This window comes from Rhodococcus sp. NPDC060084 (assembly GCF_042730335.1).
GTDB lineage: Bacteria > Actinomycetota > Actinomycetes > Mycobacteriales > Mycobacteriaceae > Rhodococcus.
Genome location: NZ_JBHWWX010000004.1, coordinates 75,717 through 92,624, shown reverse-complemented (window position 1 = coordinate 92,624; position 16,908 = coordinate 75,717). Strand labels below are relative to the sequence as shown.

The window sequence follows — 16,908 nt, the reverse complement described above, 5'->3', positions numbered from 1 at the left end:
GGGCGGCATCAGGAGGATCTGTGAGTGACAGTTTGTGGCGCGGTGACGGGTTCGACCTCCGGCTTCGTCGTGAGGCAATGGCCTGGTTGACCGTGCGAACAAACGACGGACTCGATCCGATCAGTCGCCAGGACTTACTCGACTTCACGATCGATGGGAAGATGTTCCGGCTGATGGACCCGACGCGCGGGATTCGGAAACCCAAGGAGCTTTCTTCTGCTTTGTCCATCAGCACGACGTACCGCGCGCCCGGTGCGAAGCGTCCGTACGAGGATCAGGTCGGCTCGGATGGGCTTCTCCGCTACAAATGGTCGACGACCGACCCAAACAACATGGACAACAGGGGATTACGCGCTGCCATGAATGAGGGCGTTCCGCTGATCTGGTTCTACGGCGTGGGGCCGAGTTTGTTCCAGCCCATCTATCCGGTGTTCATCCTCGGGGAAGAACCTGGCGAACATCAGTTCGTCATCGCCACAGAAGTCGCTCGCGATCTCCACCGTCCCGATTCGCAAGCCGAGGCGCAGCTTCGGCGTTACGTAGTGGCCGAGACGAAACGTCGGCTCCATCAGCCTGTCTTTCGTGCCACTGTCATGCGTGCATATGAAACGCGATGCGCGGTCTGCGCTCTCGGACATAGCGAGCTGCTCGATGCTGCGCATATCGTGCCCGACTCGCACGACGCGGGTATTGCGTCGGTGACCAACGGGCTTGCTCTGTGCAAGATCCACCACGCCGCATACGACGTGAACATCCTTGGCATTACGCCGGATTTGGTCGTAGAGATCCGGAAAGATCTTCTCGACGAGATCGACGGTCCGATGCTCGAGCACGGTCTCAAGGAGCGGCACGGCCAGAAGCTCATGGTGGTTCCGCCGGCTCGCAATGAACGCCCTGATCCAGAACTCCTGGCGACAAGTTACAAGCGTTTTCTCAGCGCCGGGTAAGAAAAGGCGCTGGACGCGGTGGACGCGCTTCGCCGCCTCGATAGCTCGAGTGACGTCTGACGAGTGAAAGGGTGTGCGAGGGCTGGTCCCTCGCACACCCCTAGCTCATCGCTTGTCTGCCGAAGGGGCAGATCGGTCGAGGTCGGTGACGCCGAAGAACTCTGTCACTCGGTTCAGGGTGTGCTCGTCGCGGAGCCTGCAGGCAGAATTCTGGTTCGCGAACAAACCGGCCTCGCGCAGTGCAGACTCGCGGTCGACAGTCCGTTCCCAAACGACGGGAACGATCCACTCCTGGTAGTCCTCGTCAGGGTCCGGGTTGTCGATCTCGTGCGTGTACGGACCGACCAGGTCGAGACTGCGGAAACTGACCTGCTTGCCGTCGACCTCGAGTGTCGCTCGGTCCGCCGGAGCGGCGGAGCCGGCGACTGTTCCGGCACCGACGTAGCCGACCTTCGGGACGTAGACGAAAACGCGATCTCCGACCTGAAGGTTCTTGAGGGTGTCGGAATACCAACGGCCTCCGCCGGCTGACACGAACCCGTACTTGCGCGCGTCGTCCCAGTTTCGGGAATCGTTGACTTCGCCCAGGCAGACGTACCAGTCCTGCCCGTTCCACTCGGGCTTTTCCGAGGTCGGCGTCAGGTTCGTGTTTTCCGTCGTGGCCGGCTTTTGCGACGTACGGGTCGAGGGAGATGCCTTCGAGGCGGATTTGTTGGCCGTGTATCCGAACTGTGTGAGTCGATGCCGGGCGACATCGAGCTCCGTGTCGGTGAACAGTGTTTCGAAAGTGGGCTCGATGACGAGCGCCTCCACTGTGAGGTCGATGCGTCCTCGTTCCCACAGCTCGGAGAAGCCGTCCGAGATGGTCCTCGAGGCAAGGAGCTTCTTTGCTGTACCCAGAGGACCGATGTTCGCGACCATGCTTATGAAGTGGGTGGCGTTGTAGCCGGCTTCGCGTCGAGCACGGTCATAGAGCTCGCGGATGCGGGAACCGAACTCCGACTCGAGTTCGCTCGTTTTGTCGCCAGCTTCCTCGAGCAACTCTTCCGGTTCGGTCGACTCCGGGACGCCGGCAGCGGCCTCGTTGAGGTTGTTGACGAAACCGAGCAAAGCGTCCACGGATGTGAACACCTTGTAGCCGAGTTCCTCGAGACGTGGCAGGTCGGCTTCATCGGGATCGAGTTCGAGGATGACAGGATCGCCGACGCCGTGCTGCAGGCCGTCGGGCCAAAACGCTTCTGCCATGGACAGGAAGCGCCCGTTCGCGGGATCGGTGATCTCGGTGTCGACCTCCGGTTCCGCGAATCCGAGGTCGCGAAGCTCCGCGATCATTGCCTGAATCTGCAGAGTTCTCGGGTCATCGGGCTCTGTTTCCGTGACGGCGAGCGGCTGCAGCGACTCCTCTGCGCTTTGAGAACCGGACCGGAGCTCTTCCAAGAATGATTGGGCTGCCTCTGCGAGCAGTTCACGCCGTGCTGCGAGGAAGTCCGGGTAGCGGTCGACGGTCCACAGTGCCGGATCGGTCGGAATCCACTGAGACGCGAGTACACCGGGATTCTTTGCTTCGACTTCCGCAAAGTACTTCTCCGGCGCACTCTTGCCAATCTCCAGGTTGGTGGCTTGGGTGAGGAAGCAGAAGTTCGCGATCGCATTGATCTCGTTGCGGTCGTATCGATCGCGCAGCAGGGCCTTCGGGAAGATGTGGTGGACCTGCAGACTGGTGAGTTTTCCGAGCAGCTCTGCACGCAGTTCCAGCCCGCTGCCGAAGTCCCGGGCGCCCTTCACACGGGTGAGGAGGTAGAGCAAGGGGTAGAAGCGGGAGCCTCGCGTGGATCCGTCGAAGTCGTGCGGAAGCAGTTCGAGGTTTCCGCCGCGGACACGTTCGAGCGTGGCAATCAAACCGTCGACTCCGGAGTCTCGCACGGTGTCGTAGTCCTGTTGAAGGTAGCTCTCCGTCGAACCGCTGAAGCGACCCCAGAGCGCCGAGTGGACATACCAGTACAGGACTTTGTCGCGCTGAGCGGCGTCCGTGAACTTACCGCCGTTCAGTTCGAGCAGACGCGACACCACCGGGATCGCGTAGCGCCCCATCAGTACCCTGTCGTGGTCGAGACCGAGTCGTCCGGAAACTGCGTCGAGGAAGGTGCCGATGTGGGCGACCGACGATGTGAGCGCGCGCTCGAACTCGTCGGCTTGCACGCTGCTCAGTGCGGTAAACAGTGCACGCCCCCTCGCAACCGCGGTTGCGTTGCGCAGCAGCCAGTCCAAAGTGAAATCGAAGCCGGCCTTCTTCCACACCGCGAGGCTGTCGCGCATCACCTGACGGGCGGGTGGCCACTGTGCGCACAACGACGCGAGCGCAAGGTCGCCCTTCGAGAGTTTGGTGCCACCGGAGTTCACTCGGTTGAAGATGTCGACCACCTCATCGACGGACTTGTCCAAACCGGTGATCTTCTCGACGTTGAACTCACGCTGCATAATCTGCGACAACGTGTTCAGGCGGTCGAGGTAGGTACTGGCCTTCTCGGCGTGGTTGGTAAAGGCGGTGAAGAAGGGCTTCAGACCCTCGCGGAACAATTGAGTGACACTCACCCAACACGGGTCCTCTGCCATGACCATCGGGCGATAGAACTCGAAGACTTCCGACTCGACGTTGAAGTACAAACCCGTGAACGCAGAGGGATCGCCTTCGAAGAATGGGGGAGGGGTGCCACGCACCACGCCGTACAGAGAGGTGACGCGCTGTTGCCCGTCGAGCAGAAGCTGCCGAACACCACCACTGGTGACCTCGCCACGTACAGCGATCTCATTGGTCGCGGTCTCCCACATCAACAAGCCGCCCACGGGATAACTCCGGTAGAGCGAGCGCATCAGGCCTCGGACCTGATCCCGATTCCAGACGTAGCCGCGTTGAAACTCGGGGAGAAGAACGGTGCCCGAGTCGATCTCGTCGAGCAGGGTGGACAATTTGGGCATTCGAAACCTCTCGGGAAAACAGAACTGTAGAGCGGGAAGTCAGATAAGCGGGGTGAGGAACGGGCTGGGTTCGCCATGCCAAGTCACCGACAGTTGCTCTCGCGCACGAGTACATGCGACGAACAGGAGAGAGCGTTCGCGTTGTACGTCGCGCTCGTGGCTGTGTTCGTCCTCGCTCACCGGGGTAACGGCATATGGAGCGGGAATCTGTTTACTGGTAGCGGCACCGACAGCCAGGCAACGAAACTCGAGACCTTTCATGCGGTGCATCGTTCCGATCGAGACACCGTCGTTGCCGTTGCGCGAGTCGGACAAGTCGGAATTCGGGATGCCCTGTTTCGTGAGAACACCCGCAAGGGACTCCCCGATTTTTTTGGACCGTACAGCGATCCCGATCTCCGACGGCGCGATTCCGCTTTCGATCCACTCCTGCACTTTGTCGGCAATGAAAGCGAACTCGACATCTCGCGTTCCGAAGCCTCGAACGGCGGGGTGATCGCCGTGAATGTCCGAGCGACAGCCGGCAATCGAGTCGAACTGGTCGTTCATGTCGTCGATGCGACATCCCTGTATCAGGCCGAGACTCCACCGCAGAATCTCTGCAGTGGTGCGGTAGTTGATAGACAGACGGTTGGATCTTCCCGTTACCTTGATGCCGAGCTCGCGCAGACTGACATGGTTGTTGTAGATGCGCTGATGGGTGTCACCGGCGAGGAACAGGTCGTCTGACGCTTCCGGCACGGCAGCACGCAGGAACCGCCACTGATCGGGGCTCAGGTCCTGAGCTTCGTCGACAACAATGTGGCGGTAGGGCTTGTAGTCGCGTTGTTCGAGAATCTTCGTCGCTTCTCGACGCACGGTTTCGTGCGTGTGCAGCGCACGTGTCTTCAGTGCTTCTTCGAATTCCCAGACTGCTTGCCACACCTGTGCTTTCTGAGTGGCACCGAGTCGCCGCCCTCTACCTGTTCGCTTGGCAGCGAGGTACTCAGTTGCAGAACTGACACGTTGCGCGAGCACCACCTGGCGCCACTCTTCGCCGAGAAACGCTTCGGTGAAATCGATGTCCAGGTCGTCGATGATGCTTCGCCAGAGCTTCTTCTCGTCCGCGGAACTGACCATGTGGGGGCTACCGTGCACATCGCGGAAAACACGATGAGCGAGACGGTCGACGTGCTGGACGTCGATGCGGGACGTGACGTCGGAACCCTCAGCGAGCAGTTCGATGCCTTCTCCGAGTGAATCGGACAAGGTCGAGGTGAAGGTTGTCACGAGGACTTGTCCTTCGCCCCGTTCAGCCAATCGGCGTGCGCGATGCAGCGCGACGACGGTCTTACCGGTTCCCGGCCCGCCCGTTACACGCGCCGGTCCCCGATAGGTTGCATCCACCGCGGCCCGTTGCGCGGGGTGGAGATAGATCCGCCATAAAGCGAAGGGGTGGGCGAAGACCGCCATCATCTCCGCAGGACCGTCGACGAGAAGCACGCGGTCGGAGCTGCGTTTGATTGCGGCGTCGAGGTCGTCGGTGTCCACGGGTCCGTCGAGGATTTCGGCTCCGAGATCTGACCACACCTCGTCGGGAGTCATGCCGGCAGCGAGGCCGTAGAGGACCTGCCACTGGATAGTGGGGAAGTAGGGTTGGGCTGCGTCGAGCTGGGAGTCCTCAGCCAGCAGCCGCGCGAAGCGTATTGCCTTCTCGTCCAGTCCGAGCCGGGCAAGTTCGTTGTCCTTGACGTGCTCGAACAAATAGCTGGCAGAGACATTCTCGGATTCGTGATCGAGATGAGCCAGCTGCTCGTCAAGTGCGGCGTCATCGCGGACTTCGATGCCGCCGGTCGCTTGGTTGACGGAGACGTCGCGACGCTCCGCCCACACATACGCATCGTCGTGGGGTAGAACTTTCAGGAGAGTGTAGGTGTCCCCGTTCTTGGGGGCCAGCACGATGCCACGCCAGAACTGCGTGATGCGGATCGACCGGAAAAGGGGATTGCGTGCGTTCTTGATCTTCTCGAGATGGAGACCCGAGTGTGTGGCGGAGTCGAACTTCTCGAACACCTCTGTGACTCGAGCTTGGACTGTCGACTCGAGCTTCGTGAAGTCGAGGAGGAAGCCCTTGTCGATCGCAAGTGTTGCCAATATGCCAGCCCTCGTTCCCCGCTCCGCTGATTACCTGTTCATCGTGTTGTCGTTCCGACGAACCGAGACATTACGGATATGGGACGACAGGATCGCACTACACCCTGAACACGAATGACGGGTCGGGCTGTCGGGGTGGGTGCGAAGCGACCGGTAGCCCGGGGAGACTAGGAATCGCGTGGTCTTGTCTCGGCACCGGGCCGACCCGACCGTCATAGCCCCTCAACCTTTGGCGCGTCCGGCTATGGGTACCGCCCACCGACGCCCGGATTTGCCAGTACGGGGAGCGCCCGAGCACGCGTACGCGCATCGCTTCGGATCACACTCATTCGCGCCGCAAAACGGCAGTTAGCGTTACCGGAAATATTGAGCGGCAACACCAACTTCCCGAACAGCCGTGACTCGAGCTCCCAGGGCGCATCGTCCGCAATCCAGGACACACGAGCATGCTCGTGCATCCACCGAGACAGTTCCCGCTCGCCTTCGCCGAAGTGCATCCGAGTGCCGGAACCGAATCGTCGGAGTTCGAACCCGAGCGTAGGCGCCAAGAGGCACCCGAGGCTCAGACGTAGCGTCGAACCTTCCGCGTTGCCGGCATAGTGCGTCGTGATCCTGGAGCGAAGTGTTTGGCTGCTGACGAGAGTTCCGGTCTTCGGCGGAGCTTTAGGGCTGATGCCCACATACAGAAGTGTCAGGCCGTCACGCTGGATACAGCCGGAAGCCTCCACTTCGCCTGGTAGCTCATCGAACCACCATGCATATACCCCGCCCTCCTTCGGAACCGGAGTGCCGCGCCCGACCGCTACGTCGCGGCGCACCGGTTCGTTTGACAAGATCCCTTGGACATCGACGTCCACTTCATAGATATCAGAAGCGCGTTGGTCAAGCTGTTGCGTCACGGCGATGAACATAACAACGGCTTACGAAAGGATCGAGCACCTACGCCTCGACCTCGTCACACGCGGTGATGCTATGGGCCGGGCTGAGACCTCGACCTCGCGCTAGTGAGCGCGCACGGGACACGTCGAAAGGTGCTTGTGACCAGAGTATTAGCGATCAGCACCGCGATTATCGCCTCAGAGCGATCGTGCTTCACTGCAGATCTCGCAGCGACCGCCCGTCGGTCAGCCTCCAATCTCGCCATCCGTTCCGGCTGCGACCACACTTCTCGATCAGGGGAGTCGACGGGTCGTCGTACTCTTTGTCCTCGAAACGGATTCGTCCGTCACCGGTCACCGTCGCGGTGTGAACGAGACCTGCCGGGGCGTCGCGATAGCAAAGGGTTTCGCCGGCACGCAGTCGGCCGTCCTTCACGTGCTCGTACAAGGACCCAACTGCGGTGGAAGCCTCTCCGGCCGTCGCCCATTGCTCGATCCGGACTTTGTTTTCGGCCTCGGGACGAGATCCCCCGACCAGCTGGCCGACGCCTCGTCCCACGAATCCCAATCCCGCTCCTGCGCCGGCGAGTCCGGCGCCGAGTGCTCGGCCGGCTCCCGCTGCGGCCGACCCTCCTACCGACAGGGCTCGGCTACCCACTTCTGCGAAGGCGTCAGCGATAGAAGGTTTCTCGACTGCCACCCACTCGGTGATCTGTCGACCGCGCGCCTCGGCGAACCCTTCGAGATCGTCCCGGAGCTTGACGATGTCGTGGGACAGATTGTGGGTAGCGCCCCACCGGAAGCCGTCGAGCCGGTTCATACGTGTGAATTCGGACAGATGCTCGCGCGCGTGGTGTAACAACGCGCCGTCCTGGTCGGCGTTGTCCTCGAGGAGTCGGCGGGCGTCATCGAGCACCATCTGAAGATGATTGGCCTCGGTTGCCTGAACCCGTGCTATCCGGAGTCGCTGCCACAGGTATAGCGATTGCTCGCTGACAACCAGAAGATGAAGAGTCTCGCCGAGACGGTTGTCGTCGAGAGCCTTTCTCAGATAGTCGGCGCGCTCATGTACAGGCTTCGTCGAGTCGAAACCGCCGAGAGTACGTTTCGCGTGTTCGCGTAGGCGCTCGATGGTGACGACGAGCTTCGGCCCGAGGCCTGCGACGGATTCCCAGTCGGTGTTCGTGAGGATCTGGTGTTCATCGAGTTGCGTAGTGAGGCGACTCAACACGACGTAGTGGCCGCGGACATCGCCGGCACGGGAAGCCTCGGCGAGCATAAGGACTCGTTCGACCTTGCTCTCGACACGGGCAACTGATTTTTCCACGGACGCGATGGCACTGGCGAGTGCAACTTGGACCGCCAACAATTGGACAGACGCCATTCGTCCAGGCGCCATGGACACCTTCTGCCACTGCATCTGATGCGAGAATTTTCCTGCGCTGTCGACCAACGTTCCGCGGAAGAAGCCGTTGCCGACGGGGAGTGCGCGCGCCGTCTTCAATGCCTCGACGGTTTTGGAGGAGAGCCGTACGAACTCACCGGCGTGTGACGACATCGCCACACCCGCCGCCGCAATCGCACCAGCGTGCGCTGCGACCACGGGAGAGACGTCGGCGGTCTCAATCGCATCCGACACAAGCCCGCGAAGTTCGGTCACATACCTGGCAACGGCGCTCGGATCACCACACACGAGCAAACCTTCGGGCTCTACACACAGTGCGACGTCGGTGCCGGGCTCGTCGCTTGCCGGCACAACGGCCGCACCCATCGTCCGTGCCAACTCGTTCATCCGCTTGCTCTCCTCCGATTCGGCCCGACGGACCGAGAACATACCCTGAAATTCCGACATTGGGACGAGGCGGATGGACGTACGGGTCGGGGGCATGACTCGACACCTGATCCGCAGCGGCGAGTCTTTTAGCGGTCGCCGAAACGTTCTGCCCAGAACGGCAGGTTGCGGATGTGGTCGACGTCTTGCTTGTTGTCGTCGAAACCGAATCAGGTCGTCCGTGAAGCTGCGGACGCCCCGCGCGAAGGACCAGACGGAGTCTCGGCTCGTATACCACGACCGATACCCGCGCGCCCTAGGCAATTGTATGGAAGACCATCGGGGATGGGATCGGGGATCCCGGAGGCGTAGCGAAGTGTGAATCTTCAGCCGGTCTTTGGTTTTCGCGTTAGGCCATTTGTACAGCTGGGGAAGCACTCGGTGTAGGTGCAGAACGCTTACGGCATGACATAGGCATGAGGTCGCGGACAAGCCGCGCCAGGACCTTGTCCGCACCCGTATCCGCTGGTAGCCGCCGTTGATGCGCTACGTCCATTTGCTGGCAAAAGTAGCTGCCCGACAATCGGGGGAGGGCGGGCCGATGGCTTGCGGTTGCAAGCTGTCTTCAAAGCCTCCGTTAGCGAACTCGTAGCTCGGAGAGTCGGTCAGCGAGAACGTTCCACTGCGGGTCTTCGGTGAGGTGAGACCATGACACGCGGATGGCGCCGTGGATGGTGTCGTCGTCGAGCTCCATCGCTTTCAGAACATGGCTGGGTTCGTAGCTCTGCGACGTGCATGCCGAGCCATTCGACACGGCTACTACATCTTTCAGTGCGAGGATCGCTGCCTCGCCGTCCACACCTGGCACGGAAAAGTTGAGCGTGCTCGTGAGCGTGTTCTCGGCCGACCCGTTAATTCGCACATTGAGGGGTGTAAGGGCTTCGACCAAGCCGGACCGCAGTTCGGCGACGCGAGCCGCTCTGGCTGCTTGGTTCTTCATCGCAGACGAGACCGCTGTTCCCAGTCCGGCGATGAGTGGAACAGGGAGGGTGCCGGGGCGGAGTCCCCGTTCCTGCCCACCGCCGACCATCAACGGTGTGAGCGGGACGCGTCGGTATCCCCGGCGGCGAAGAATGACCATCGAGTCGTGCGGAGACCGCGCCACGATCCTGATGTCGACGCAGATTCCTATGGACCTCGATGAGAACTTCAGGTCGCTCATCGGGGAGGCCCTGGGGTTGGATATCCGAGATATGCGGATGCAGTGGAGGCTCCGGGACAGCTGGCGTTTGAACGCAGAACAGACCGGTTTCGTCGGCACTGACGAGACCATTGATGTCGCTACACTCGACACGCTCTGTGATGCGATGATTGAGGCAGCGTCGAATAATGCCCTCCCCACTTCCGACTCGTCGAAGCAATGGCATTCGGCCGGCGCCTCGACCCCGTCCTCCGTTCTTCCCGCTGTCCCTCTGACTCTCGAACCCCCACCGCCTCCGGATGTGGTCGCTACCAGGTTGCATCGAATTGCGGTGTGGTCTGCCGAGAAGGGGTTCTCTACTCCGCTGGAACCGAACCCGGCGACGGTGACTCGAAGGCTCGACGAGGCAGGCACAGGGCGGGCCGGCTACTACATCCTGGAATTCGTCGACGGGCAGTGCTACATCGGTGAATCGATTGATCTTCCCGAGCGATTGAGGCAACACCGTGCTCGTTATCAAGACATCCAGCAAGTCCGGATCCGTCCGGACTCTGCGGGAACGGGGTCTCTGGTCGGTAAGCGTCACCTCCGGTTGCACGAGAAGACTTTGATTCACTCCGCGCAGGACGCTGGGCTGCTCGCCCGCAACATCAATGAGATGGCCACCATGCTCGGCGTCAGCAAGTATCTCGATCAACTGGTCTCGCCCGACGAGCAGCGTCGCTGGTTGGACGCGCCCGATATCGTCAATACCTCGGACCCGACTATGCGCCAAAGCTTTCCGGCCGAACGGCTGGCCCGTACTGCCGCGAATTATCAACATTTTCGGCACCGAGATGACGGCGATCAGATAACGAGGATCATCGGGGGCTACCTGAGTCGTTGTGTTCCCTACCCGGTCAGGACCGAGCATCACTGCTGGGCTCTCAGTTGCCTGACCAGGCCTGGGAAGAGTTTCGGTCGCTTGTCTTGTCTCACGATTGCGATGACCGAAACATTGGTGATCTATCAGGACCGGGGCATGCCACCAGGAGGAAAAATTCAGGTGAACGAAGCGGAGTTGTTCCCCACGGATGCATCCGAATTCATGTTCTTCCGCCGCCACCCGGCTGTGCGAGTTGCCGAGGTCGACTATCAAGAATCAGGACCCGGTCAACTTTTCCTATATGCGGACACCCTGGACGCCCTAGAACGCCTCGTCGACGACGTGGCTGTCACTCGGGCTGCCGCGACCACTGCACTTCACATCATGCGTAAGGGTCCTTGCATGCAGCGCAGGGTTCACTGCCCGCAACTCGCCGATGCTGCGTTCACCGCCGCGTCCGAGAGGTACAAGGCAATGTAGGCGGAGCAGGTCAGAAAAGTGCCGTCGCCGGATTGCCGAAGGGGATCTCCAGGGTTCGCGCTTCGGGGCGAGGGTAGCGGCAGCCCAGGAGCAGTAGCGGCTGTGCACCGCCGTGTCAGCGATCTTAGAGGTGTGGAATCGACGAGCCATCGCTCCGACAAGATCAGGGCTCTCCGAATCCATAGGTGAACGTTTCGGTTTCCCAGTTCATTGTTGCGTGATACTTGTACCCCCTCTTCGAACCATTCGGATTCTCCTCGGTTGCCGCGAAGCACTCGAGAACGGTCGTCTGCGCGAGGAGGTCATCCACAGATCCGCCCGCGACCGGTGAGCACGACACCGAGAGCACCGGACCGTCGATGATGGACGAGTTCGCATGACCGGTGGCCATTTCTCTGATGCTGTTTTCAACGTGTGTGATGCTCAACCTGCGCATCGCTCTCTCCGAGTCTTCGCGGCGTTCGCGGTCAGCCTTTTCGGCAGCGGCGGCCCGCGCTGCGGAGCTCTCTGATGCGGAAAGCTGCGCGGCCGCCACGTCGGCGCGGTTGTCTGCATCGCGAGACAACCTCACGGCGACGCTTACACCGATGACAGTCACCAACAAAACTGCCAGCATCACCCCGATCGGATGTCGGATGAGGTTCTTCCAGCGGAGTGGGTGCTTCGGAGAGGGATCCGGCAGATCGAGCCACTTTTGGCCGTCCCAGTACTGCATCCCATGATCGGGCCGCGGATACCAACCCGGTTGCGCGCTATTCGGATCATCGGTCACGGTACTCACCCCTCCATGGAGCATCGCAGGCAGCCGTGATTGTTCAAGACTAACGCGCATTTCGATCAGCGAACCTACAATGGCCAACTTCCACCGGTCGGTACTTGAGCCTGCAGGAATACGGGGCTCCATTCATACGGGTGTTTATGGTGCAGCCGGGTGCACGGGCAGAACCCCGATTCGGCGTGGCGAACACCCAGATCGTTGTGTGAACGCCACCACCAGCCCCGCCGCCACCATCACCTGGCCCACCATCAACGCTGTCGGCAGCGCGACGAGCTCCCAGCCGGTCGAGGCGAACCCGAAAGCCCACACCACGATGGTCGCGGCCAGAGCCACTGTGGTCACCTGTCCGAGCGCCATGAGGACTGTCGCCCTCCCTCGAGTGTGTCGCCGGAGAATGCAGGCGGTCCCGACGATGGCTCCGGCGAGAGAACAGGGCAATCCGACCAATGTCGGCAGCACCACCAGCAGTTCGAGACCACGGCCGCCGACTTCGACCACTCCTGACACGACCAGCTGAGGCACCACGTAGATCAGGACCGCAACCGTGCACAACACCGAGACGATCGAGACGGTCAGGAGCATCTTCATGCAGGGAAGGTAACGGACGAGGTGATCCGTTCGAGGATGCCCCGGACGGGCCGCAGAGTTTCGGTCGAAAGCCGCCGCAACCGAGGGGCGAATGGCACAGAATGGATCGGTAACCAATAGCAGGCGAGTGGGAAAGGTGCTTGCAGGGTCCACCGTCCACCCCGCTTCTCGATGCTTGAAAGATGCTGGGGGACTAGCGTTTTCAGGATGTGCGATGATCGAGGCACTCGTGGGGATCCACGCGACGGATGGCGAGCCCGACCAGGCTCGGTCCGGACCGCCGACGCGAACCGACGACGATCCAAGTGGCGTCGGCGTCTCCCTCGAGAGGCTGCTTGCCCTCGTGAAGCTGACCCCTGCGCAGGCGGCCGTGCTCGTCACCGATGTGGTCGATCAGGTCGAGTCGGCACACGAGTCGGGGCGTTCTCCGGCGAGGCTTCGAGGAAACGCCGTGACGGTTTCCCAAAGCGGGCACCTCACGATCGAGCGCGGCGGGAACGCGGGATCCCGGGACGAGGTCCGTGATGCGGTCGCCGTCCTGCTTCGAGAGATCGCGGCGAACTGTCGCAGCGCGGAATTTGTGGACCGGCTGGACGGATCGATCGCCGAGTCGTCGGACTCGCTCGTCCTCGCGCAGCTCGTGCGCAGCACCGTCGCAACAGAATTCGCTCCGGACGATGTGGAGGCGACGCGTCGTCAGCTTGCGGCGCTCGTCTCGGCGGTGCTGGGACGCGCCCGTCCGGAAGGTCGAGGGCAGGAACAGCCGGACGCCCCGGATCAGCCTCCCCCGTCTGCCGGATCCTCTCTCGCCTCGACCGGCTGGCAGCCACCCGCAACGAAGATCTGGCATCGCAAGAGAAGGCGACCGTCGTGGCGCCGGGGTCTACTCGCCCTGCTCGCCCTCCTCGTACTCGCCGGGATGGTGTGGGTGGCTCCGAAAGCATGGTCGGACCTGAGGCAGGGATGGAACACCCTCCTCGACCCCGGGGAGTCGTCGATGGACGATCAGATCAGTCCGGTTTCGCCGCCGCCCCCGGCGCCCGACGCCGTATCCCCTCCGGCCGAGCCGGGGTCCACCGAGCCGGGCCCCGTCCCCGTCGATCTTCCGGGTGAAGCCGGACCCATCACCCGGATGGTCGCGAGCTTTGCCAACGGTGCCTGTGAGCCGGGACGATCGTGCAACCTGCGGGTGGATGTCGGTGTCGATCCCGCAGCGAATGTCGGTGCGGTGACCTGGAATCTGACCGTCTACGACAGATGTACGGGTGCGGTCGGTCCGGGTGGTGAGGTCACGGTGCCGGTACCGCCCGGCGCGCAGGAGGCCTACGGCGTCGGTCGCGTCGATCTGCCGCCGGGCGCTGCGCTGGCGGTCGCCGCGGTCAGCACGGCTCCAGCCGCCGCCGCGTCGGAGCCGCTGTACGTGCCCGCCGAGAACGTAACCTGCCCGCCGGGGGGCTCTGGTGCAGGCGGATAGGCGCCGATCCGATCCCTGGCTCGTCGCTGCGGCAGTCGTCCTGGTCGCTCTCGGCGTGCTCAACATGTGGACGACGGGAATGACGGCACCGGCAGTGCGTCACGCGGTTCTCGCTGGCGTGGGCCTCGGCGCCATGTGGGCGACGTCGCGAATGCGGGTCGCCACCCTGAGCCGTTTCGGCTGGATCCTCTACATTGCCTCGGTTGTTCTGCTCGTGGCGGTGCCGCTGATCGGGATCGCGACGATGGGCGCGCAGCGCTGGCTGAATCTCGGCGTGTTCACCCTGCAGCCCTCCGAGATCGCGAAGCTCGCCCTGGTTTTAGTGCCCGCATCGATACTGGCTCGTGACTACACGGTCCGCAGGTTCCTGGCTGTCCTGGCGGCTGCGTGTGTGCCGATCGCGCTGGTCGCGCTGCAACCCGACCTGTCGACGGCCGTGGTGCTCGTCTTCACCGTGGTGCTCATGCTGATCCTGGCCCGGGTGCCGATGCGGTCGCTGCTTCCACTGTTCGCGCTCGGCGTCGCCTCGCTGCCGCTGGCGTTGCTGTTCCTCCGCCCGTACCAACTCGATCGGATCAACGTCTTCCTCTCGCGCGACGCGGATCCGCAGGGTTCCGGCTGGGCTGCCTGGCAGGCGGACATCGCGATCGGCAGCGCGGGATGGTGGGGCCTCGGCCGGGAACCGGACTACGGCCTCCGGGCCACCTACCTGCCCGAATCCGAGCACGACCTGGCCTTCGCGAGCTTGGTGTACGGATGGGGTCTGGTCGCCGGGCTGGCCGTCGTGCTGGCCGTCGTGGTCATCGTGTGGCGTGCCGTCCTCGCTGCCCGACACGCACGGACGAGGGAAGCGGCACTCGTCGCGGCGGGTGTCGCCGGACTGTTCGGAATTCACACGGTGGTGTCGGTCGCCCAGAGCCTGTCGCTGCTGCCGCACACCGGCATGCCCATTCCCTTGTTCAGTTACGGGGGCACCGCCTCGATCGTCGGGTTCGTCTCCCTCGGCTTGGTGCTCGCGGTGCGGCGCGACGGCGTGACGCGGTCGCTGTGGGCCACCGAATCCCGGAAGCGACGGCTCCCTCGCGGAGTGTCGACGAGCGCGGTGGCGGTGACCGCGTCGCTCGTCGCGATGTCGATGTTCGCCTGGCAACTCCAGACCGCTCACGGCGGCGATCTGCGGGCCACCAGCGACACGCAGATGCTGCGCTGTCTCCGCCTGCCCGCCGAACGAGGTGACATTCTCGACCGAAACGGTGTTCCGGTCGCGGTCAATGTCGCCGAATACTCCGTTGCGGTGGTTCCGCGGATGTTCGCCGACGGTGACCCCGGGATACGCGACGAACTCGCCGCACTCCTCGCCATCACGCCCGACGAACTCGCGGACGACCTGACGAGCGCGGAAGGGGAGATGCAGCTCGTGCTCGGACGCGTCGGGGCCGAGCAGGCCCGCCGAATCGTGGACGCCCAGCTGCCCTGGGTGCTCGTGTACCCGACCGGACGCAGGCAGTATCCCCAGGGGGAGTCGCTGGCGTCCGTCCTCGGGTACGTCGGGACCGCGGACGAGCAGGGCATGCAGTACTGGCCGAACCTCCCGCTCGGAGCGCGGGTGGGCAAGGCGGGACTCGAGATGCAGTACGACGCGTTGCTCCGCGGCGTCGACGGCCGGCAGTGCATGTACGTCGATCCGTCCGGGCGTCCGGTCGGCACAGGGGAGAGGGTGGACCCGGTACGGGGTCACGACCTGCGGTTGCACCTCGACCTCGGCATGCAACAGGCCGCGACCGATGCGCTCGCACAGGCAATGCGCACCAGCGGAGGCGACCTCGGTGCCGCAGTCGTGATGGATGCCCGCACCGGTGGGGTGCTGGCACTGGCCAGTGTTCCCGGCTACGACAACAACGTCTTCGAACCACCGGTCGACCCGGTCGCGCTCGCGGCGCAAACCGAGGGCACGGGGCCGGGTCGGATGCTCAACCACGCTGCGCAGACTGCCGTGCCTCCGGGCTCGACGTTCAAGATCGTTACCGCCGCGGCGAATGCGTCGTCGCACGTGTTGTCGCCGGACACCGTGCTCGCGGGCGGCGCCTCCTATGCCTACGGAGGGCACACTTTTGCGAACTGGCAGCCCATGGGGGGAAACAGTCTGCTGGGGGCTATCCAGTGGTCGGACAACGTCTACTTCTATCAGCTCGCCGACCTCATCGGCCCCGAGCGCATAGCGACGACCGCGGGTGAACTGGGTGCCGGCTCGCCGACGGGCATCGATCTGCCCAACGAGTCCGCGGGTTTCCTCGGCACACCGGAGAACGTCAGCGACATCGGTGGGGCCTGGTATCCGGGGTCGACCCTGTTGATGGGAATCGGTCAGGGCACCGTCAGCTCGACCCCGCTGCAGGTGGCGCGTTGGACGTCGGGTATCGCCTCCGGCGCGATGGTGACGCCCCAACTCGCGGCGGCCTACGGGCCGGCGGAGGGTGTGCCCGTTCCGACCGAGGAACCGCATCGACTGTCCTTCGCGGACGAACTCGGACCTGTGCGAGCGGGGATGCGTGCATCGGCCGCCGCCGGTACCGCCGGCCAGCTCGCGAGCCTGCCGGTGCCGGCCGGGGCGAAGACCGGTACCGCCGAGGATCCCTCGGCCCCCGGGAAGGGCCTCAATGCCTGGTTTTCCGCGGTGGTGCCCTTCGATGCACCCGAGGTGGTGGTGACGGCACTCGTGCGGGGCGGTGGATTCGGTTCGGCGACATCAGGTCCGGTGGTCAAGACTCTGCTCGAGCGCTATCTCGCCCACACCCGCTGACCAACCAGACCCGCTGA

General features: G+C 63.1%; 11 protein-coding genes. 4 read left to right on the top strand and 7 right to left on the bottom strand.

Annotation, left to right across the window (positions count from 1 at the left end; all coding sequences use genetic code 11):
* Positions 1 to 20: 20 nt before the first annotated feature.
* Positions 21 to 947: an HNH endonuclease gene (locus ACFWBU_RS03880; RefSeq protein ID WP_378527548.1), complete on the top strand. Its 927-nt coding sequence runs from the start codon at positions 21 to 23 to the stop codon at positions 945 to 947.
* A gap of 105 nt (positions 948 to 1,052) precedes the next feature.
* Here the strand turns inward: ACFWBU_RS03880 and ACFWBU_RS03875 are convergent, their stop codons facing one another.
* The 5 genes from ACFWBU_RS03875 to ACFWBU_RS03855 form a co-directional block, all read right to left on the bottom strand.
* Entirely contained in the window at positions 1,053 to 3,923 is a 2,871-nt protein-coding gene (locus ACFWBU_RS03875; RefSeq protein ID WP_240955154.1) for a DUF262 domain-containing protein, read from the bottom strand.
* A 39-nt stretch (positions 3,924 to 3,962) separates the two neighbouring features.
* Positions 3,963 to 5,861, bottom strand: a complete 1,899-nt coding sequence (locus tag ACFWBU_RS03870) for a UvrD-helicase domain-containing protein (protein ID WP_378527547.1) — start codon at positions 5,859 to 5,861, stop codon at positions 3,963 to 3,965.
* 437 nt (positions 5,862 to 6,298) lie between these two features.
* Complete coding sequence (locus tag ACFWBU_RS03865) at positions 6,299 to 6,967, bottom strand: GIY-YIG nuclease family protein (RefSeq protein WP_378527546.1); 669 nt, start codon at positions 6,965 to 6,967, stop codon at positions 6,299 to 6,301.
* A 181-nt stretch (positions 6,968 to 7,148) separates the two neighbouring features.
* Positions 7,149 to 8,726, bottom strand: a complete 1,578-nt coding sequence (locus ACFWBU_RS03860; protein WP_240955155.1) for a hypothetical protein — start codon at positions 8,724 to 8,726, stop codon at positions 7,149 to 7,151.
* A gap of 616 nt (positions 8,727 to 9,342) precedes the next feature.
* Positions 9,343 to 9,795, bottom strand: coding sequence for an aminotransferase class V-fold PLP-dependent enzyme (locus ACFWBU_RS03855; RefSeq protein ID WP_378527604.1), 453 nt, complete (start codon positions 9,793 to 9,795; stop codon positions 9,343 to 9,345).
* 43 nt (positions 9,796 to 9,838) lie between these two features.
* On the opposite strand from ACFWBU_RS03855, the gene ACFWBU_RS03850 reads away from it, so the two are divergent.
* Positions 9,839 to 11,251 carry a hypothetical protein gene (locus ACFWBU_RS03850; RefSeq protein ID WP_378527544.1) on the top strand — a complete coding sequence of 471 codons (1,413 nt, stop codon included), beginning with the start codon at positions 9,839 to 9,841 and terminating at the stop codon, positions 11,249 to 11,251.
* Positions 11,252 to 11,414: 163 nt separating this feature from the next.
* Here ACFWBU_RS03850 and ACFWBU_RS03845 read toward each other — a convergent pair whose 3' ends face one another.
* Both ACFWBU_RS03845 and ACFWBU_RS03840 read right to left on the bottom strand, forming a co-directional pair.
* Entirely contained in the window at positions 11,415 to 12,023 is a 609-nt protein-coding gene (locus ACFWBU_RS03845) for a DUF2510 domain-containing protein (RefSeq protein WP_378527543.1), read from the bottom strand.
* 144 nt (positions 12,024 to 12,167) lie between these two features.
* Positions 12,168 to 12,617, bottom strand: a complete 450-nt coding sequence (locus ACFWBU_RS03840) for a hypothetical protein (RefSeq protein WP_378527542.1) — start codon at positions 12,615 to 12,617, stop codon at positions 12,168 to 12,170.
* Between the two features lie 214 nt (positions 12,618 to 12,831).
* On the opposite strand from ACFWBU_RS03840, the gene ACFWBU_RS03835 reads away from it, so the two are divergent.
* Positions 12,832 to 14,091, top strand: coding sequence for a hypothetical protein (locus tag ACFWBU_RS03835; protein ID WP_378527541.1), 1,260 nt, complete (start codon positions 12,832 to 12,834; stop codon positions 14,089 to 14,091).
* Positions 14,078 to 16,891 (top strand): FtsW/RodA/SpoVE family cell cycle protein, encoded by a 2,814-nt coding sequence (locus ACFWBU_RS03830; protein ID WP_378527540.1) that lies wholly within the window; start codon positions 14,078 to 14,080, stop codon positions 16,889 to 16,891. Before ACFWBU_RS03835 ends, ACFWBU_RS03830 begins: the two co-directional genes overlap by 14 nt.
* The last annotated feature ends 17 nt before the right edge of the window (positions 16,892 to 16,908 follow it).